The organism is Saccharopolyspora kobensis (assembly GCF_900108315.1).
GTDB lineage: Bacteria > Actinomycetota > Actinomycetes > Mycobacteriales > Pseudonocardiaceae > Saccharopolyspora > Saccharopolyspora kobensis.
The window spans coordinates 228,302-246,322 of record NZ_FNVB01000002.1 but is presented as its reverse complement, the minus strand read 5'-3'; the positions used below and the strand labels follow the sequence as shown (position 1 = coordinate 246,322).

Annotated in this window: 19 protein-coding genes; 12 read left to right on the top strand and 7 right to left on the bottom strand. The window is 72.6% G+C overall.

Features of this window, described 5'->3' with window-relative positions:
* Window positions 1-130: 130 nt before the first annotated feature.
* The 4 genes from C4T78_RS01080 to C4T78_RS01065 form a co-directional block, all read right to left on the bottom strand.
* Window positions 131-913 (bottom strand): IclR family transcriptional regulator domain-containing protein, encoded by a 783-nt coding sequence (locus C4T78_RS01080; RefSeq protein WP_093346111.1) that lies wholly within the window; start codon window positions 911-913, stop codon window positions 131-133.
* 19 nt (window positions 914-932) lie between these two features.
* On the bottom strand, window positions 933-1,850 hold the full coding sequence (locus tag C4T78_RS01075; RefSeq protein WP_093346114.1) for a 5'-3' exonuclease: 918 nt from the start codon (window positions 1,848-1,850) through the stop codon (window positions 933-935).
* Window positions 1,851-1,946: 96 nt separating this feature from the next.
* Entirely contained in the window at window positions 1,947-2,828 is an 882-nt protein-coding gene (locus tag C4T78_RS01070) for an alpha/beta fold hydrolase (RefSeq protein ID WP_093346116.1), read from the bottom strand.
* Window positions 2,829-2,842: 14 nt separating this feature from the next.
* Window positions 2,843-3,682, bottom strand: coding sequence for an NAD(P)H-binding protein (locus C4T78_RS01065; RefSeq protein WP_093346119.1), 840 nt, complete (start codon window positions 3,680-3,682; stop codon window positions 2,843-2,845).
* 427 nt (window positions 3,683-4,109) lie between these two features.
* On the opposite strand from C4T78_RS01065, the gene C4T78_RS01060 reads away from it, so the two are divergent.
* Entirely contained in the window at window positions 4,110-4,358 is a 249-nt protein-coding gene (locus C4T78_RS01060; protein ID WP_093346122.1) for a hypothetical protein, read from the top strand.
* On the opposite strand, the gene sepF is transcribed toward C4T78_RS01060, so the two are convergent.
* Complete coding sequence (sepF, locus tag C4T78_RS01055; protein ID WP_177247379.1) at window positions 4,359-4,853, bottom strand: cell division protein SepF; 495 nt, start codon at window positions 4,851-4,853, stop codon at window positions 4,359-4,361. It lies immediately after the preceding gene.
* Between the two features lie 171 nt (window positions 4,854-5,024).
* Window positions 5,025-6,671: a putative PEP-binding protein gene (locus C4T78_RS01050; protein ID WP_093346129.1), complete on the bottom strand. Its 1,647-nt coding sequence runs from the start codon at window positions 6,669-6,671 to the stop codon at window positions 5,025-5,027.
* A gap of 111 nt (window positions 6,672-6,782) precedes the next feature.
* Between C4T78_RS01050 and C4T78_RS01045 the strand changes: the two genes are divergently transcribed.
* The 10 genes from C4T78_RS01045 (at window position 6,783) to C4T78_RS01000 (ending at window position 15,854) form a co-directional block, all read left to right on the top strand.
* Window positions 6,783-7,544: a DeoR/GlpR family DNA-binding transcription regulator gene (locus tag C4T78_RS01045; RefSeq protein WP_093346131.1), complete on the top strand. Its 762-nt coding sequence runs from the start codon at window positions 6,783-6,785 to the stop codon at window positions 7,542-7,544.
* Entirely contained in the window at window positions 7,541-8,485 is a 945-nt protein-coding gene (gene pfkB, locus C4T78_RS01040; RefSeq protein WP_093346134.1) for a 1-phosphofructokinase, read from the top strand. The genes C4T78_RS01045 and pfkB overlap by 4 nt, the downstream gene beginning before the upstream one ends.
* Complete coding sequence (locus tag C4T78_RS01035) at window positions 8,482-8,934, top strand: PTS sugar transporter subunit IIA (protein WP_093346137.1); 453 nt, start codon at window positions 8,482-8,484, stop codon at window positions 8,932-8,934. The genes pfkB and C4T78_RS01035 overlap by 4 nt, the downstream gene beginning before the upstream one ends.
* The gene (locus C4T78_RS01030) at window positions 8,931-10,385 is read left to right on the top strand and encodes a PTS fructose transporter subunit IIC (RefSeq protein ID WP_093346140.1); all 1,455 of its coding nucleotides are present in this window, start codon (window positions 8,931-8,933) and stop codon (window positions 10,383-10,385) included. Before C4T78_RS01035 ends, C4T78_RS01030 begins: the two co-directional genes overlap by 4 nt.
* A gap of 22 nt (window positions 10,386-10,407) precedes the next feature.
* Complete coding sequence (locus C4T78_RS01025) at window positions 10,408-10,683, top strand: HPr family phosphocarrier protein (RefSeq protein ID WP_093155617.1); 276 nt, start codon at window positions 10,408-10,410, stop codon at window positions 10,681-10,683.
* Between the two features lie 111 nt (window positions 10,684-10,794).
* Window positions 10,795-12,333: a glycoside hydrolase family 32 protein gene (locus tag C4T78_RS01020; RefSeq protein ID WP_093346142.1), complete on the top strand. Its 1,539-nt coding sequence runs from the start codon at window positions 10,795-10,797 to the stop codon at window positions 12,331-12,333.
* Window positions 12,334-12,492: 159 nt separating this feature from the next.
* Window positions 12,493-13,035: an ArsR/SmtB family transcription factor gene (locus tag C4T78_RS01015; protein ID WP_235862991.1), complete on the top strand. Its 543-nt coding sequence runs from the start codon at window positions 12,493-12,495 to the stop codon at window positions 13,033-13,035.
* Window positions 13,032-14,327, top strand: a complete 1,296-nt coding sequence (locus C4T78_RS01010) for an MFS transporter (RefSeq protein ID WP_093346145.1) — start codon at window positions 13,032-13,034, stop codon at window positions 14,325-14,327. The genes C4T78_RS01015 and C4T78_RS01010 overlap by 4 nt, the downstream gene beginning before the upstream one ends.
* Entirely contained in the window at window positions 14,245-15,387 is a 1,143-nt protein-coding gene (locus tag C4T78_RS01005; RefSeq protein ID WP_093346149.1) for a M24 family metallopeptidase, read from the top strand. The genes C4T78_RS01010 and C4T78_RS01005 overlap by 83 nt, the downstream gene beginning before the upstream one ends.
* A gap of 26 nt (window positions 15,388-15,413) precedes the next feature.
* The gene (locus tag C4T78_RS01000) at window positions 15,414-15,854 is read left to right on the top strand and encodes an Lrp/AsnC family transcriptional regulator (RefSeq protein WP_093155725.1); all 441 of its coding nucleotides are present in this window, start codon (window positions 15,414-15,416) and stop codon (window positions 15,852-15,854) included.
* A gap of 343 nt (window positions 15,855-16,197) precedes the next feature.
* Here the strand turns inward: C4T78_RS01000 and C4T78_RS00995 are convergent, their stop codons facing one another.
* The gene (locus C4T78_RS00995) at window positions 16,198-17,241 is read right to left on the bottom strand and encodes a GDSL-type esterase/lipase family protein (RefSeq protein ID WP_235862992.1); all 1,044 of its coding nucleotides are present in this window, start codon (window positions 17,239-17,241) and stop codon (window positions 16,198-16,200) included.
* Window positions 17,242-17,393: 152 nt separating this feature from the next.
* Between C4T78_RS00995 and C4T78_RS00990 the strand changes: the two genes are divergently transcribed.
* The gene (locus tag C4T78_RS00990) at window positions 17,394-17,951 is read left to right on the top strand and encodes an FxsA family protein (RefSeq protein ID WP_093346154.1); all 558 of its coding nucleotides are present in this window, start codon (window positions 17,394-17,396) and stop codon (window positions 17,949-17,951) included.
* The last annotated feature ends 70 nt before the right edge of the window (window positions 17,952-18,021 follow it).

The following is an 18,021-nucleotide window of genomic DNA, read 5'->3' as shown; positions in this document are numbered from 1 at the left end:
CTCGAGCGGTCGCTGGGCGAACTTCTCCGGCGCAATTGCCGACGGCTTCGAATCGAGGAGGGGCGTTCAATTCCACAACGGCGCGCAGCGGCGCCGGGCCGCAACGCGGAATTCCGGTCCAGGCGCCGCGCTACCTCTGATGGCCCGCCGGCTGTTTCAGCCGCAGGTCGGCCTCGATCCGGGACGCGGTGGTCACCAGCAGCGGCACGATCTCCCGCCGCACCGCCCCCTCCGGTGCGCGGTGCGCGTCCAGCGAGACGTTGACCGCGGCGATCACCTTGCCGTCCGAGTCGCGGACCGGCGCCGCGACGCCCCGCAGGCCTTCCTCCAGCTCGCTGTCGGAGATCGCGAAGCCCTGCTCGCGGATCGCGGCGAGGTCGGCGAGCAGTCGTTCGCGGGTGGTGACGGTGTGCGGGGTGAGCTGCTTCAGGTCCGCGGACCGCAGCCGCGCCTCCAGCAGCTCCGGTGACATGCCCGCCAGCAGCACCTTGCCCATCGAGGTGGCGTGCGCCGGGAAGCGGGTGCCGACCGGGATCGTGACGGACAGCAGCTTCGGGCTCGGGACCTGCGCCACGTAGCGGATCTCGTCGCCGTCCAGCACGGCGAGCGCGGTCATCTCCCGCAGTTCCCCGGTGAGCCGCCGCAGGTGCGGTTCGGCTATCTGCGGCAGCGACCGGCTCGACAGGTACGCGTGGCCGAACTCCAGCACCTGCGGCGTCAGCGCGAAGCGCCGCTCGTCGTGCCGCACGTAGCCGAGGTGGACCAGCGACAGCAGGATCCGCCGGGCTCCGGCCCGGTCGAGGCCGCTGGCCTGGGCGACCTCGGTGAGCGTCATCTCCGGATGCTCCGGCGAGAACGCCCGCAGCACGGCCAGCGTCCGCTCGACCGAGCGCAGCACCTGCTCCTCGGGCATCTCGCCTCCTGCGGCGGACTCAGAGCTCCAGTGCGGTGATGAGCCGGTCGATGCTGGCGCCGAGCCCCCAGGTGCTCTGCAGCTCGCGCAGCCGGTCGACGTCCACTTCGGACTTCGGCATCGCGTCGGGGCGGTCGATGACCACCGGCGCGTCGTGCGCCACGCGGACCACCGACGGCGCCGCGGCGAGGTAGTCCGAGGCTTCGGCGAGCTTGCCGCGGACCCGGGGCGTCAGCCCGGGAGCGCCGCTGTCGGCCGCCGCCAGCAGGGCTTCGAGGGAGCCGAACTGGGTGATCAGCTTCGCGGCGGTCTTCTCGCCGATGCCCGCCACGCCGGGCAGGCCGTCCGACGGGTCGCCGCGCAGAACGGCCATGTCGGCGTAGTCGTCGCCCGCCCGCTCCGGGGAGAGCGCGTACTTCTCGGCGAGCTCGGCGGTCCCGTAGTTCTGCGCCTTGGCCAGCCCGGCGCCGATGTAGATCACCCGCACCGGGGTGGGATCGGTGCGCACCAGCTGGAACAGGTCGCGGTCGCCGGTGACGACCTCCACCGGGTCCCGGTCCTCGCGCCAGGCCAGCGCGCCGATGACGTCGTCGGCCTCGTAGCCCTCGGCCTCCGCGGTGGCCACGCCCGCCGCGTCGAGCACGTCGAGGATCACCGGGACCTGCGGGGAGAGCGCGTCCGGGACCTCTTCGGCGTCCGGGTCCTCCTCGGCCACGCGGTGCGCCTTGTAGGACGGCAGCGCGTCGACCCGGAACTGCGGGCGCCAGTCGTTGTCCAGGCAGGCGACCAGCCGGGCGGGGCGTCGATCGGTGATCAGCTTGGCGAGCATGTCGCAGAAGCCGCGCACGGAGTTCACCGGCGTCCCGTCCGGCGCGGTCAGCGAGTCCGGCAGGGCGTAGAACGAGCGGAACCACAACCCGGCCGAGTCGACGAGCATCAGAGGACCAGTCACCGCCACAGCTTGTCACGACCCGGCGACATCCGGCTCGGGGGCCGTGAGCGCGGAACCGGCTCTCGCGCTCACGGCCCGGTGTCACCGGCGGAGGTGGGCGAGGACCGCCGGGAGCAGGGCGTCGAGCGCCGCGCCCGTCAGCGCGTGCCCCATGCCCGGGATCTCGACCAGCGCCGCGCCGGGGATCGACTCGGCGAGGTGGCGTCCGTGCGGTGGCGGGCTGATCGGGTCCAGCGGCGCCTGGACCAGGAGCGTCGGAGCGGTGATGCGGGCCAGATCTGCCCCGCGCGTGGCGATCCCCTCGGTCACGTACCCGTGCGCGATGCTCTGGTGCAGGGTGCCGGCGTGGTCGATCACCCGTTCCTCCCGGCGCCGGAACTCGGCCGGGTCGAATGCGTCACCTGCCATGATGCGCCAGCCCGCGACGCGCCGGTCGAGCTCGGCCGACCGGTCGGCCGCGGGCTCGGCGTGCAGTTCCAGCGCTTCGAACACGCGCGATTCCGGCAGCGGCAGGCCGTCCAGGGACGGTTCACCGGCCAGCGCCCGCGCCGCGTTGTCCGCGAAGTCGATCCCCAGCGCGTGGGTGCAGATCAGCGTCTGGCTCAGCATCCGGTGCGGGTGGTCGACCGCGAGCAGTTGCGCCAGGCCCGCGCCCATCGAGAAGGCGACGACGTGCGCCGCGCCAACGTCCCATGCGTCCAGCACCGCGATGGCGTCCGCGGTGAGGTCGTCGAAGGTGTAGGGGTTCGCGGCGAAGTCCCGGTGGGTCGAGCGCCCGGTGTCCCGGTGGTCGTAGCGGATCACGCGGAACCCGCCGCCGACCAGCGCCGCCACCACCTCGTCGGGCCAGAACAGCGCGGACTGGCAGTCGCCCGAGATCAGCAGGACCGGCGGGTCGCCGGGATCGCCGTGGTCCTCGCTCCACAGCCGCGCGGTCCCGGACGCGACCATCCGTTCGGTCATCCTCGGCCCCCCGTTCAGCGGAAGTCGGCCGCGTGGTCGGCCGCCCACTGCGCGAAGGTGCGCGCCGGGCGGCCGGTGACCTGCTCGACGGTCGGCAGCACGGGTTCCGGCTGGTCGACGGCTTCGGCCCAGTAGCCGAGGAGCATGTCGACGATGTCCTCGGGCAGGTTCCGCAGCAGCTCGGCCCGTCCCTGCTCCGGGGTCAGCTCCTCGAAGGAGGTCTCCCGGCCGAGCGCCTCGCCGATGGTGCGCACCTGCTCGGCCAGGGTGATCGACGCGGGCCCGCTGAGCGTGTACTTCGCCCCGGTGTGGCCGTCTTCGAGCAGCGCGGTGGCGGCCACCGCGGCGATGTCGGCTTCGTGGACGGGTGCCTGCGCCGCCGACGCGTAGGGAGAGCGCACCGCGGATCCCGAGCGGATGGCGTCGGCCCAGAGCAGCGAGTTCGACGCGAAGGAACCGGGCCGGATGGCGGTGCACGCGATTCCGGAATCCTCCACGGCGCGTTCCACCGCGAGGTGCCACGCGTGGCTGTGGGAATTGTGCTCGCGCTTGTACTCGATTCCGGCCGACGCCGAGGACAGCACGACGATCCGGCGCACGCCGGCCTTCTTCGCCAATTCCGCGAATGCCGTCGCGTCGTCGTGCGGGAACAGGTACGCGCGCTCGATCCCGGCCAGCGCGGGTTCGAGCGTTTCGGGCCGGTCGAGGTCGCCGGCGACGACTTCGACGTCCGCGGGGAAGTCGGCTGTGCCGGGATTCCGCGTCACAGCGCGCACTTGCGCGCCCGCGTCGCGCAGCCGCGCCACGACGTGCCTGCCGACGCTCCCGGTCGCACCGGTCACCAAGAAGGTCATGAACCGCTCCTGCATCTCGCCTGGTGGACAAATACAGATCGGCCGCCGGCAGAACTGCGCTCGCGGCGGCCGCAAAGGTACACCAAGAATTGCGAGAAGGGGAAATTTGACAAATTTCCGGAATGCTGTTCTGGGTTTGTCGATTAATGGCCGGAGAGGGTATTCGTCTTCCTGTCAAGCGGTTCGCGAAATTCGGGTTGTGGCGTGGTCAGTGGGTGCGATGGGTTTTGTCCTTGGCATGCCACCGACACCGCCGAGCCCCGCCTCCGTCAGCCTCGCCGCACACCGTGGTGATCCCCGCACGCGGTGCGCCGCGGGCAGATCCACCGTGCCTCGTTTGCTCCTGGAGCAGCGGGTTCGACCCGCCGGGTTCAGCGCCCAATGCGCCCGCACTGCGGTCGAGCGCGGCGCGTGGGTGAGGTGAGCGGTGTCGTCGCTGCTCGTGATCCTGTTGCCGTCAGTGGCCGTGCTGCTCGCGACGGGCTTTCCCGGGCTGTGCCTGTGGCGCCGTCGCCGGTCGTCCGACCGCGGCGAGGCTTTCACCGGCGAGACCGAGCAGGCTGCGCGCCGGGACTGGATGCTCTTCGTTGTCGCTTTGGTGCGCCCGGCTGAGACGGTCCTGGCATTCGGCGAGCAACTGCACCGCGTCGAGCGGCAGGATCAGGACCGCGGTTGATCAGTTCTGCGCCGGGTCAGCCACCGGTCGGGGTGCCGGTGCCCCGGGCACGAGGAGGAACTGGCGGGCGTCCATGCGCTGGATGAAGCCGCGGCTGATGAGCACCGCACCCGCGCTGAAGTCGACGAACCGCTTGGCGTCGGCCTCCGGAAGGTCCTGCAGATCCAGCAGGACCGGGGTTCCGGCCGCCAGGTGGTCGCCGAGCTCACGGGCATCGCGGTAGGTCTCCGGGGCGACTCGGACGAGCCGGTCCACCGGGACCGCAGCGGCACCTTCGCCCGGGCGGAGGGACTCGGCTTGTTCGGCCGCCTGCTCGAAGGTCGCGCTGATCCCGCCGGTGCCGGCCTCGATGCCGGTCAGCTTCGCGGCCAGCCCGGAGATCTGGGAACGCCCGGCGATGACGAGCACGAGCAGCGCCACCGGCCAGATCAGCGTGTTGAGGTAGTCCAGCACCAAGCGAGCGATCTCCACGAGCAGATCGTATGCGGTGGCCACCGCCCGACCTCCCGCATTGCGGAGAATCGCTGGCCGCCCAGGACGAGGGGCGCTTCGCCAGGGCCATCACCGCCGATCGCCAGGCGCCGTACCCGCGGACACGTCACGAGAGCCACGATTGTCGAGATTCGGTGAGCGGCGGTGGGTGAGGGCCACCGCCGCTCGCGAGCGTCAGTCCTGCCCGGCGGCGCGGCGGGCTCCGGCGGGGTCCGTTGCGGCCAGAGCGCTTTGCGCTGCCTGCTGCCAGTCCGCCAGCGTGCGCTCGGCCAGCGCGGCACCGACCGCGGGCAGGGCTGCGGGATTCATGGACAGGCTGGTGACGCCCAGGCCGGTCAGGACTCCGGCCAGTCGGGGATCGGCCGCTGCTTCGCCGCAGACTCCGACCGGTTTGCCCCGCTCCAGGCCTGCTCGGGCCAGGTGCGCGATCAGGCGCAGCAGCGCTGGTTGCCACGGGTCGTTGAGCGCGGCGAGCGCGCCGAGCATGCGATCGGCCGCGAAGGTGTACTGCGCGAGGTCGTTGGTGCCGACGCTGACGAAGTCGACGGCGTCGAGCAGCGCGTCCGCCGTCAACGCCGCCGCCGGGGTCTCCACCATGACTCCGACGCGCTCGATGCCCGCGGCGCGGGCGCGTTCGGCGAACCACGCGGCCTCCGCGGCGGTCGCGATCATCGGTGCCATGACCGACACCTCCGCGCCGGTCTCGGCTGCGGCAGCGGCGATCGCGGTGAGCTGGCGGTCGAGCAGGTCGGGCCGGTCGAAGGCGACCCGGAGCCCGCGGACGCCCAGCGCCGGGTTGGGTTCCTCGCCGATCGCCAGGAACGGCAGCGGTTTGTCGGCGCCGGCGTCGAGCGTGCGCACCACGACCGGCTTGCCCGCGAAGGGTTCCAGCACGGCGGCGTAGGCGCTGCGCTGCGCCTCGACGTCCGGTTCGGTCGCGGCGTCCAGGAAGCAGAACTCCGTGCGGAACAGGCCCGATCCCTCCGCGTCGGCGGCGATGCCGGCTCGCGCGTCGGCGGCCGAGCCGATGTTGGCCAGCAGCTTGACCCGATGTCCGTCCGAAGTGGTCCCGACGCCGTTCCACCGCGCCCGGCTGCGAGTCGCCGCCTGCGGTTCCACGGCCTGCTCGAACAGCTCGACGGTACCCGCCGCGCCGTCGACCCGGGCGCCTGCGCACTCCACCGCCAGCGCGCCGCGCGCGGCCACCACCGCCGGAATTCCCAGCGACCGCGCCAGGATCGCGGTGTGGCTGGTGGGGCCGCCCTCCTCGGTCACCAGCGCCAGCACCAGCCGCGGATCCAGGTCGGCGGTGTCGGCCGGGGCCAGATCGCGCGCGATCAGCACGCTCGGGCCGGACAGCTCCGGGACACCGGGCGGTTCGGTGCCGGTCAGCTCGGCGATCAGGCGATCCCGCACGTCGAGCACGTCGCGCGCCCGCTCGGCCAGGTAGCCGCCGGTCGCGGCCAGCAGTTCGGCGAACTCGCCCGCGGCCTCGAAGACCGCGCGCGGCGCGGGCAGGCCCCGCTCGGTGACCGCTTGCTCGGCCTTGCCGAGCAGCGACGGGTCGGTGGCCATCGTCGCGGTCATCTCCAGCACTTCCCGCGCTGCGCCGTCGGCCGCGGCGGCGCGCGCGAGCAGGCGTTGCGCCACGGCTTCCGCTGCGGGGCGGATGCGTGCGGCATCGGCCGCCGGGTCGGCCGGTGCCGGACCGGGCATCGGATCGGGCAACCGGTCATGAACCCGCACGACCGGGCCGGCCGCCCGACCAGGGCTGACGCCGACGCCGTGGTGCGTCTTCGCGGGCAGGGTGCTGGTGGTCATGCGCGCTCCTCGTCGTGGCCGAACGTTTCCCCGGCGTTCCCAGAGGCTTGACAATATGGCAACACAGGGCACAATCAGGCAACACCAAACATTAACCGGAGGACAACGGGCATGTACGGGGCGGAGCGCCAACAGCTGCTCGCGCAGCGGGCACGTCGCGACGGGCGCATCGACGTCACCGCCGCGGCGGCCGAGTTCGAGGTGGCACCCGAGACCATCCGCCGCGACCTCGCCGCGCTCGAGCGGCAGGGCCTGGTCCGGCGCGTCTACGGCGGTGCCATCCCGGTCGAGCGGCTGGACTTCGAACCCGGCGTCTCGCTGCGCGACCAGACCAACGCCGCGGAGAAGGAGCGCATCGCGCGCGCCGCGCTGGACCTGGTGCCCAGCCGGGGCACGGTGCTGCTGGACGCGGGCACCACGACCTCCAGGCTGGCCGGGCTGCTGCCCGCCGACCGCGAGTTGACGGTGGTGACCAACTCGCTGACGGTGGCCACCCAGCTGGCCACCCGCAACAACTACAACGTGCACATCCTTGGCGGCCGGATCCGCGGCACCACGCTGGCGACGGTGGAATCCTGGGCGCTGGACGTGCTGCGCGGGCTCACCGTGGACATCGGTTTCTTCGGCACCAACGGGTTCTCCGCGATGCGCGGCTGCACCACCCCTGATCCGGCCGAGTCCGCGGTCAAGGCGGCGATGGTGGCGGCCAGCCGCAAGCGCGTCGTGCTGGCCGATCACAGCAAGTACGGCGACGACCAGTTCAGCCGGTTCGCCGAGCTCGCCGAGATCGACGTGCTGGTCACCGACGACGGCCTCGACGAGGCGGCGCTCGACGAGCTCGAACAGGTCGAAGCGGAAGTGGTGCTGGCGTGATCGTGACCGTGACCCCCAACCCCAGCCTGGACCGCACCGTGCAGGTGGACCGCCTGGCGCGCGGCGCGGTGCACCGCACCGTCCGCACCCGGCTGGATCCCGGGGGCAAGGGCGTCAACGTCTCCCGCGCGCTGGCCGCGGCCGAGGTGCCGACGCTGGCCGTGCTGCCCTCCGGCGGCGCCGACGGCGCGCGCCTGGCCGAGCTGCTCGCGCCGGAATCGGTGCCGGTGGTGGAGGTGCCCGTGCAGGCACCGACGCGCAGCAACATCGCGGTGGTCGAAGCCGACGGCACCACGAGCAAGTTCAACGAACCCGGTCCGGAGCTCGCCGCCGCCGAGGTCGCGGCGCTGGAGCGGACCGCCGCCGACCTCGCCGGACGGGCCGAGTGGCTGGTGACCTGCGGAAGTCTGCCCGCCGGGTGCCCGGAGGACCTGCACGCCCGCATCACGGCCGCGGCCCGCCGCGCCGGGGCGAAGGTCGCCGTGGACAGCTCCGGGCAGCCGCTGGCGCTGGCCTGCGAGGCGGGGCCGGACCTGGTCAAACCGAACCTCGCCGAACTCGCGGAGCTGGCCGGGAGCCCGCTGCGCGACCTCGGCGACGTGCTGGACGTCGCGGGCCGGCTGCGCGCCGGTGGCGTGGGTGCCGTGCTGGTGAGCCTCGGGCAGCTCGGCGCGGTGCTGGTCGCGGAGTCCGGCACCTGGCACGCCACCAGCGAGGTGACGGCGGTGCTCAGCACCGTCGGTGCAGGTGACGCGACGCTCGCCGGCTTCCTGCGGGCGGGCGGCAGCGGCCCCGACGCCTTGCGCGTCGCGGTGGCCTACGGCGGGGCGGCGGTCGGCCTGGCCGGCAGCCGGATGCCCGCACCGGACGACGTCCACCCGCAGCGGGTGCGGGTGGACGCAGTGGACGAATCAGTGAGCCTCAGCGGAGTGGCGGCATGACTACCGAACTGATCACCCCCGAACTCGTCGACCTGGACCTGGCCGGCACCGACCGGCGGGCCGTGGTGCGCAGCCTCGCCGAGCGGCTGGCCGCCGCCGGGCGGGTCACCGACGTCGAGCGGTTCCTGGCCGACATCGAGGCTCGCGAGCAGCAGATGCCGACCGGGCTGGAAGGCGGCATCGGCATCCCGCACTGCCGCTCCGCGGCGGTGACCGCGCCGACGCTGGCCTTCGGCCGCAGCGCGACCGGGGTCGACTTCGGCGCCGAGGACGGCCCGGCCGACCTCATCTTCCTGATCGCCGCGCCGGAAGGCGGCGGCGCCGACCACATGACGGTGCTCGCCGCGCTGGCCCGCCGGCTGGTGCGCGCGGAGTTCAAGCAGAATCTGCGCGACGCCACCGACGCCGCGCAGCTGGCCGAGTACGTGCGCGGGGAGGTCTCGCCGTGAAGTACGTCGCCGTCACCGCGTGCCCGACGGGCATCGCGCACACCTACATGGCGGCCGAGGCCCTGGAACAGGCGGCCAAGGACGCCGGGCACGAAATGCTGGTGGAGACCCAGGGTTCGGCGGGTTCCACACCACTGTCCACTGCGGACATCGAAGCGGCCGACGCGGTGATCCTGGCCGCCGACGTGGGCGTGCGCGACCGGGACCGCTTCGCGGGCAAGCCGGTGGTGGAGGCGCCGGTCAAGCAGGCGATCAACGACGCCGCCGGCCTCCTGCTGCGCGCCGCCGACGCCGCCGCGCAGCAACCGGCCGCGACGCCGGAACCCGCCGCGGCGGAACCGGAACTGGCCAGCAAGGTCGTCGCCGGGACCGGTTTCGGCACCCGGCTGCGGCAGTGGTTGATGACCGGTGTCAGCTACATGATCCCGTTCGTGGCCGCGGGCGGTCTGCTGATCGCGCTGAGCTTCGCGCTCGGCGGCTACCAGATCACCGAGGCGCCGCCGGTCACCGAGCACTTCGACGCGGCGAGCCTGGTCAGCTGGGCGGCGCTGTTCAACCAGGTCGGTTCCACCGCCTTCGAGTTCCTGGTGCCGGTGCTGGCCGGGTTCATCGCCTTCGCCATCGCCGACCGGCCCGCGATCGCCCCCGGCTTCGTCGGCGGCGCGGTGGCGGTGACCGTCGGCGCGGGCTTCCTCGGCGGGCTGATCGCCGGTCTGCTGGCCGGTGCGGTGCTCGTCGCGCTCAAGAAGATCAGGGTGCCGCGCGGCATCGCCGGGATCATGCCGGTGGTGGTGCTGCCGCTGCTGGGCACGCTGATCGTCGGATTGCTGATGTTCGTGGTCATCGGCAAGCCGATCGCGCTGGTCATGACCGCGCTGACCGGGTGGCTGACCGGGCTGTCCGGGGCCAACGCGGCGCTGCTGGGCGCGCTGCTCGGCGCGATGATCGCCTTCGACATGGGCGGGCCGATCAACAAGGTCGCCTACACCTTCGCCGTCGGCGGACTGAGCATCGCCACCACCGCGTCGCTGGAGATCATGGCCGCGGTGATGGCCGCCGGGATGGTGCCGCCGCTGGCCCTGGCGCTGGCATCGGCGGTGCGCGGCAAGCTGTTCACCCCGGCCGAGCGCGCCAGCGGGCGCACCGCCTGGCTGCTGGGCGCGTCGTTCATCACCGAGGGCGCGATCCCGTTCGCCGCGGGCGATCCGCTGCGGGTGATCCCGTCCATCGTGGTCGGATCGGCCACCACCGGGGCGCTGTCGATGGCCTTCGGCGCGACCCTCCGGGCGCCGCACGGCGGCATCTTCGTGCTGCCGCTGGTCGGCAACGCGCTGCCGTACCTGGGCGCGATCGCGGCCGGGGTCGTGGTCGCCGCGCTCGCCGTCCTGTTCGCCAAGCAGATCGGTCGCACCGAAACCGCCGCACCGGAGAAGACCGCGGTCGCGGCCTGACCTTTTCGAGAGGAATGACGAGATGCAACGACGAGTCCGCATCGCCGCTTCGGTCGGCCTGCACGCCCGCCCGGCCGCGCTGCTCGCCCAGGCCGCCGCCGCGCAAGCCCAGCCGGTCACCGTCGCCAAGGTCGTCGACGGCGAGGCCGGTGCGCCGGTCGACGCGGCCAGCGTCCTGGGCCTGATGTCGCTGGGCGCCCGGCACGGCGAGGAGGTCGAGCTCTCCGGCCCCGACGAGGCGGCCCTGGACGAACTCGCCGCCCTCCTGGAACAAGACCTGGACAAAGCCCCCGCCTGATCCAGCCGGTTCTCGCCCACGTTCTCCAGCCGTCCCGCCTCGCCGCGGGACGGCTGGCGGCTGCTTCCTGGCAGCCCACGACGGTCCACGCAACGGAGCAGAGGAGCGCCAGTGAACACACCCGACGACCGCCACCACCCGTTGGTCCTGCCGCGCCGCCGTTTCCTCGCCGCGTCCAGCGCGGTGCTCGGCCTAGGCGCCCTGCACGCCCTCACCGGTCCCGCCGCTTCGGCGGCGGAGACGCCGCAATGGCGTCCGAGCGTTCGATTCGCCCCCTCCCGCAACTGGATCAACGACCCCAACGGCTTGGTGCACTTCGACGGCGAGTACCACCTCTTCTTCCAGCACAACCCCTACGGCGATCAGTGGGGCAACATGTCCTGGGGCCACGCGGTGAGCACCGACCTGGTGCGCTGGCAGGAGCTCCCGGTGGCCCTGGAACCCGACGAACTCGGTGCGATCTACTCCGGCAGCGCTGTGGTCGACCACCACGACACGAGCGGCTTCTTCGGCGGGCAGCCGGGTTTGGTGGCGATCTACACCAGCGCGGGCGACACCCAGCAGCAGAGCATCGCCTTCAGCGGTGACCGCGGGCGCACCTGGACCAAGTACTCGGGCAACCCGGTGATCCCGAACCCCGGCGAAGAGGACTTCCGCGACCCCAAGGTGTTCTGGCACGCACCGACCGGTCGCTGGGTGCTGCTGCTGGCCGTCGGCGACCGCATCCACATCTGCGGTTCGCCGAACCTGCGCGACTGGGAACTGCTCAGCGAGTTCGGCGTCGAGCACGGTGCGCACGGCGGGGTGTGGGAGTGCCCGGACCTGTTCGAGCTCCCGGTGGACGGTGATCCCGAGCGCACCAGGTGGGTGCTGATCGTGAGCATCAACCCGGGCGGGCCCGCCGGGGGATCGGCGACGCAGTACTTCCTCGGCGACTTCGACGGCACCACCTTCACCAGCGACGGCGCACCGGAGGAGGTCCGCTGGGTTGACCGGGGCGCGGACTTCTACGCGCCCCAGTCGTTCTCGGACGTGCCGGACGGCCGCCGCCTGTGGCTGGGCTGGATGAGCAACTGGGACTACGCGGAGGCGGTCCCCACCGACCCGTGGCGGGGTTCGATGACCACGCCGCGCCAGCTCGGTCTCACCGACACCGGCGACGGGGTGCGGCTGGTGCAGGAACCGGTCGACGAGCTCACCTCGGCGCGGTCGAACCGACGCGCCTGGAACGGGGTGATCGGCGGCGGGCGGAGCCCGGAGTTCTCCGGGACCGCGCTGGACGTCGTCGCGGTCTTCCGGCCGAGTGCGGCCGCGGCGTTCGGCGTCGAGGTCTTCGCCGGCGACGGCCATCGCACCCGGGTCGGCTACGACGTCGCCGAGCAGGAGCTGTTCGTCGACCGCACCGAGTCCGGCTCCGCGCACGTCGGTTCGGCCTTCCCCGCCCGGCACGCCACGCCGCTGGCGATGCCCGGGGACGCCCTGCCGCTGCGCATCATCGCGGACCGCTCCGGAGTGGAGGTCTTCGCCGCCGGTGGCCGGGCGGTGCTGACCGACCTGGTGTTCCCGGACCCGGGCAGCGACCGGGTGCGCCTGTTCGCGGACGGCGGTGCCGCCAAAGCCGAGCTGGAGGTCTTCGACCTGACCCCGTGAGACGCGGTCCCCGCTGAGCGCTACCTGCCGGAGCAGGGGGTCGTGAGTGCCGAGCACTTCTGGGCGCACACGACCCCTCGTCGCATTCGGAGGTCGAGCCTCCGGGTCGATCGCCAAGAACCCTTTGCAAAGGCTTCTTGGCGATCGTGTCGTGCTCGCGTGGACCGGAAGTTGGACGCGAAGAGCCTGCGCGGGTTGGCGCATCCGCTGCGGGTGCAGCTGTTGGGCATGCTGCGCAGCGACGGGCCCGCGACGGCGACGCAGCTGGCCGCGCGGGTGGGGGAGAGCAGCGGGACGACGAGCTGGCACCTCCGGCAGCTCGCCGAGCACGGGTTCGTCGAGGAGGACACCGGGCGGGGCAACCGGCGCGAACGCTGGTGGCGCGCGGTGCACGAGCACACCGCGGTCTCCACCGGCGAATTCGGCCCGGACGAACAGGGGCCGCTGGCCGCGTACCTGTACGAGGTCGCCAGCGCGCACTACCGCCAGAGCACGGCGTTCCTGGCCGAACGGCAGCGGTGGTCGCCGGAGTGGACCGGGGCGGCATCCCTGTCGGACACCTTCCTCTGGCTCCGGCCGGAGGAACTCGGCGAGCTGACCCGGCGACTGCACGAGCTGCTCGACGAGTACCGGCGTCCTGCCGAGGACGGTGACGAGCAGGTCGCCGTGCAGTTCCAGGCCTTCCCGCGCTCGCAGCCGTGAACGGCCGCGCGCCGGTCGTCCTGCTGTGGACATCGACCGGCGTGTCGGCGTTCGCCACGGCGGTCGCGCTGCTGGTCGTCCCGTGGTTCGTGCTGGCGCTGATGGGCAGCGCGATGCTGGTGGGCGCCGTCGCCGCCGTCGAGATGGCCGGGCTGGTGGCGTTGGCCGCGGTGGGGGGTCCACTGGTGGACCGGCTCGGCGCCCGCCGCAGCGCCATCGGATCGGACCTCGCGGCCGCCGTGGTGCTCGTCGCGATTCCGCTGCTGCACAACGCCTTCGGCCTCGTGATGTGGCAGCTGTTCGCGCTCGCCGCGCTGCTCGGCGCCAGCCGGGCACCGGGACAGACAGCGCGGCGGGCGGTGGCTCCCGATCTGTTCGAACGGGCCGGGATGCCCGTGGAACGCGGCTCCGGAGGGCTCGACGCGGCCAACCGCTGCGCGCAGATGCTGGGCGCTCCGCTCGGCGGCGCGGCGCTGGCCGCGGTCTCCGAAACCACCGTCTTGCTCGCAGTGGGAATGCTCTTCGCGCTGGCTGCGGGGTTGACCGCGCTCGGCGTTCCCCGCGGCCGCGCCGGGCGCTCGAACGGCGGCTACCTGGCCGACCTCCGCGCCGGTGCCCGCGCCTTGCTCGGCGATCGCCTGCTGGTGATGATCGTGCTGGTCCTGCTCGTGATGAACACCCTCGACATGGCCGCGATCGGGGTCCTCCACCCGATCTACGCCGCCGAGGTGCTGCGCAGCCCCGTCGCGCTCGGTGCCATGAGCGGCGTCCTGGCCGCCGCCGCGCTGCTGGGCAACCTCGGCTACAGCTGGCTCGGGCCGCGGTTGCCCAGGCGGTTCGTGCTGGTCACCGCCATCGCCGGGGCCCCGCGATATGCCGTCATGGCCCTGGAACCCGGACTGCCCGTGCTGCTGATCGTCATCGCTGTCGCGGGGCTGGCTTCGGGTGCGATCAACCCGACGCTGTCGGTGCTCTCCTACGAGCGGGTCGATCCTGCGATGCGTGGCCGGGTGCTCGGGCTGTCCGGTGCGGTTGCGTTCGGTGGCGCTCCGCTGGGTGCGCTCGTCGACGGCGTTGGGTGGGGGCCGCGCTGTGGGCCGCCGGGGCGGGCTACGCGCTGGTCACGCTGGCGGTGGTGGCGCTGCCGGGGTGGCGGGGGCTGGACCGCCCGCACGTCGGGGCTTCACCTCGGGATTAGGCTGGGGAGCTATGGCGACCGACTCGTTCAAGCAGGATCCTTCCGTGCTCGCCGCCCGTCTGACCCGGGCGGCCGAAACCGCAGCCGCGGCTGACCTCGACGCGCTGCTGATCTCGCCCGGTTCCGACCTGCGCTACCTCCTGGGCGCCGGCGGTGAGTCGCACGAGCGGCTGACCTGCCTGGTGCTGCCCGCCGACGGCCGGCCCGCGCTGGTGCTGCCGAAGCTCGAGGAGCTCGGCTTCGCCGACATCCCGCTGGCCGAGCTCGGCATCGACGTCGTCACCTGGGTCGACGGCCAGGACCCGCACGCCATGGTGGCCGACCTGGCCGGCCGCGGCGGGAAGCCGAAGCGACTGGCCGTCGCCGACGCGATGGCCGCGCTGCACGTCCTGCCGCTGCGCGCCGCGCTGCCCGACGCCGAGCAGGTGCTCGCCGGTCGCGTGCTGCGGGAGCTGCGGATGCGCAAGGACGCCGCCGAGATCGAGGCGCTGCGCAAGGCCGGGGCGGCCATCGACCGGGTGCACAACCGGATGGCCGAGTTCCTCAAGGCGGGCCGCACCGAGGCCGAGGTCGGCGCCGACCTCACCGCCGCGATCCTCGAAGAGGGCCACACCGAGGCGGCGTTCGTCATCGTCGGCTCCGGGCCCAACGGCGCCAGCCCGCACCACGACGTGTCGGACCGGGTGATCGAGCGCGGCGACGTCGTCGTGATCGACATCGGCGGCCCGATCGCGGAGGGCTACAACTCCGACTGCACCCGCACCTACTCGATCGGCGAACCGGCGCAGGCCGACGTCCGCGAGACCTACGCCGTGCTGGAAGCCGCGCAGCGCGCCTCGGTGCAGGCGGTGCGCCCCGGCGCGACGGCCGAGTCCATCGACGCCGCCGCCCGCGAGCCGATCGCCGCCGCCGGGTTCGGCGAGTACTTCGTGCACCGCACCGGTCACGGCATCGGGCTCGACGTGCACGAGGAGCCCTACATCGTCGGGGGCAACGCGATCGAGCTGGAGGCGGGCATGGCCTTCAGCATCGAGCCGGGCATCTACCAGCCCGGCCGCTGGGGTGCGCGGATCGAGGACATCGTCATCGTCACCGAGGACGGCGTGGAGAGCGTGAACAACCAACCGCACGAGCTGGTGGTGCTGCCGGCGTGAGCGAGCGAGCCGCAACTCCGGCCGTGCTGGAGGCCACCGACCGCGCCATCCTGCGCGAGCTGGCCCGCGACGGCCGGTGCAGCTTCACCGATCTGGCCGAGCGCGTCGGGCTGAGCGTTTCGGCGGTGCACCAGCGGGTCCGGCGGCTGGAGCAGCGCGGTGCCCTGCAGGGCTACACGGCCAAAGTGGACGGTGACCAGATCGGGTTGCCGCTGACCGCGTTCATCTCGCTGACTCCGATCGACCCGGCGGCCCCGGACGACTACCCGCAGCGCCTGGAGCACCTGCCGCAGATCGAGTCGTGCTACTCGGTGGCGGGCGACGAGTCCTACATCCTCCAGGTGCGAGTGGCTTCCCCGCTGGGCCTGGAGGAACTCCTCCGCCAGATCCGCGAAGCGGCGAAGGTCTCCACCCGAACGACGGTGGTCCTGTCCACGCCCTTCGAGAACCGCCCCCCGGCGATCTGACGCCGCGCGCTGACCCGCCGCCTGGCCGAGAACCGGTTCGCCGGGAAACGGCCAGTCGGCGCGTCAACCCTCCAACGGATCCGCGGGACAACGCGTCCGGCGGATCAGTAGGTTTCGCGCCTCCGGCGCGTCCGGTGGGTCAGTGGATCCGCGTGTCCGGCGCGGATCCGTGCGGGGGGCGCAATTTCAATTGAAATCACGCCTCCAATTTCAATGGAAGTTGCGCACCACCCGACACGCACCGGCGTGTCGGGGTCCGACACGCCGAAACCTCGTGCAATTTCAATGGAAATCGGACGTCTGATTTCCATTGAAATTGCGAAAACCCTGGCGGGGCGGGGTGTTAGGGGTGCGAGGGGAGGGCCGATGCTGTGTTGGTGGCCAGGTGGAGGTTGCCGCGGTCGTCCGGGAGGCAGGACGCCGTTTCTTCGGTGGTGGCGAGGAATTCGCTCAGGCAGCGGCCCAGCTGGCGGTGGCCCGCGGCGTTGGCGTGGTAGGACTCCTGCATCGCGTGCGCCGCGCGGGATTCGTCCTGGAGGCTCGCCCAGTCCACCGACAGGCGGGTGAACCACTCGCCCTCGCCCGTCTTGGGGTCGCCGGTGCAGGCCTCGCGGCCCGAGCCTGCCCGGGAGTGGTCCAGGAACCGGGCGCCGACCTGCTGGGCGACCTCGTGCAACCCGTTCGCCAGCTGCGGCACGCCGGTGTCCCGGATCCACTGCAGGTCGCTGGTCAGGAACGGGCAACCGGACAGGTTCTGCAGCTCGGGGCGGACGTCGGGGCCGACCGGGGAGGCGTAGGACTGCACCACCAGCGAGTAGCTGCTCGGGGTGTACCCGGCGCTGTCCATGGCGGCGCGGATGTCCTCCAGCGCGCTGCGGACCTTCGGCTGCATCCGCTCGATCCGCCGCGGCCAGTCGCTGCGCAGCTGCCCGGCGCAGCCCTCCTCGGCGCGGCGCACCCAGGCCTCCACGCACTGGTTGACCGTGTCGGTGAAGCCCACGTCGTTCGCGCCGACCTGCACCACGACGTCGGTGATGCGGTAGCGCTTGGCGAGCTCGGCCAGCTGCGCCGACTGCGAGCCCTCCGCGTGGCCCGGGTCCGGGTCGGCGCCGACGACCTCCGCGCGGGCACCGGAGCAGGCCAGGTTGATGCGGGTCACATCGGGCGGCAGCTGGAGCTGGTGGATCGGTGCGGCGGCCGAGCGGTGGCACCAGTTCCCGCGCTCGCCGTTGGTCCCCACCGCGTAGTCGCCGCCGCCTTCGCCGGACAGCGTGCTGTCGCCCATGGTGACCACCGCGGCCGGTAACTGCTTGGGCTGCAGCGGCAGCCCCGGCAGGTACTGGTCGCTGATCAGCAGCGCGAGCGCCAGCACACCGCTGACGGCCACGAAGAGGAGTGTTTTCGTTCTGTGCGCCCGCATCGGAACGAATTCTATGGGGCCCGCGGGAGAGGACCTCCATCACCTCTGCCCGGTGCGGGAGCATTTGTCGGGTCTGGTTCGTTGTACCCGGTGACTGCAGTCGACAGGAGGGCCCCGCCGTGCCGATCTTCGTTGTGCTCCTGCTCTCCGTGGTGGCCGAGATCGCCGTGCTGGTCGCGCTCGGCCAGGCGATCGGGGTACTGGCCACGCTCGGGCTGCTGGTGGCCGGGGCGGTGCTGGGCGCCTGGCTGCTGCGCCGCGAGGGACGCCGCACGATGGTGGAGTTCCGGGAGGCCGCGCGGTTGCGCCGTTCGCCGGACCGGGAGATCTCCGACGGCGTGCTCATCGCCGCCGCGGGGCTGCTGATCATCCTGCCCGGGCTGCTCAGCGACGTCGCGGGCCTGCTGCTGCTGTTCCCGCCGATCCGCGCCGTGCTGCGCAAGCGGATGCTGCGCGCCGCCGAGCGGCGGTCGAAGGAGATGCAGGACCAGGTGTGGCTGCACACCCAGCGGGTGCGCCGGGAGCGCGGTGCCGCCGCGCCGGGCAGCGATGTGATCGACGGCGAGGTGGTCTCGGTCACCGAGGACGACGAGCGCGTTCCCGGCGACGGGCCGCGATTGCTGCCGCCGCAGCGGTCTGCGCAGGCAGAACGCTCGGACGAGCAGCCGCGCGGCTGATCTGGTCGACGGTCCGTCGGGGTCCGCGCGGTGGCGGGTAAGCTCGCCCGAACCAGCCCATCCGCCGGCG

Bases quoted from the DNA above. Each gene is read 5' to 3' on its own strand.
- C4T78_RS01025 (WP_093155617.1), top strand. From the start codon at position 10,408: ATGCAACGACGAGTCCGCATCGCCGCTTCGGTCGGCCTGCACGCCCGC.
- C4T78_RS01075 (WP_093346114.1), bottom strand. From the start codon at position 1,850: ATGCTCGTCGACTCGGCCGGGTTGTGGTTCCGCTCGTTCTACGCCCTG.
- C4T78_RS01050 (WP_093346129.1), bottom strand. From the start codon at position 6,671: ATGACCACCAGCACCCTGCCCGCGAAGACGCACCACGGCGTCGGCGTC.
- C4T78_RS01070 (WP_093346116.1), bottom strand. From the start codon at position 2,828: ATGACCGAACGGATGGTCGCGTCCGGGACCGCGCGGCTGTGGAGCGAG.
- C4T78_RS01035 (WP_093346137.1), top strand. From the start codon at position 8,482: ATGACTACCGAACTGATCACCCCCGAACTCGTCGACCTGGACCTGGCC.
- C4T78_RS01080 (WP_093346111.1), bottom strand. From the start codon at position 913: ATGCCCGAGGAGCAGGTGCTGCGCTCGGTCGAGCGGACGCTGGCCGTG.
- C4T78_RS01045 (WP_093346131.1), top strand. From the start codon at position 6,783: ATGTACGGGGCGGAGCGCCAACAGCTGCTCGCGCAGCGGGCACGTCGC.
- C4T78_RS01065 (WP_093346119.1), bottom strand. From the start codon at position 3,682: ATGACCTTCTTGGTGACCGGTGCGACCGGGAGCGTCGGCAGGCACGTC.
- C4T78_RS01005 (WP_093346149.1), top strand. From the start codon at position 14,245: ATGGCGACCGACTCGTTCAAGCAGGATCCTTCCGTGCTCGCCGCCCGT.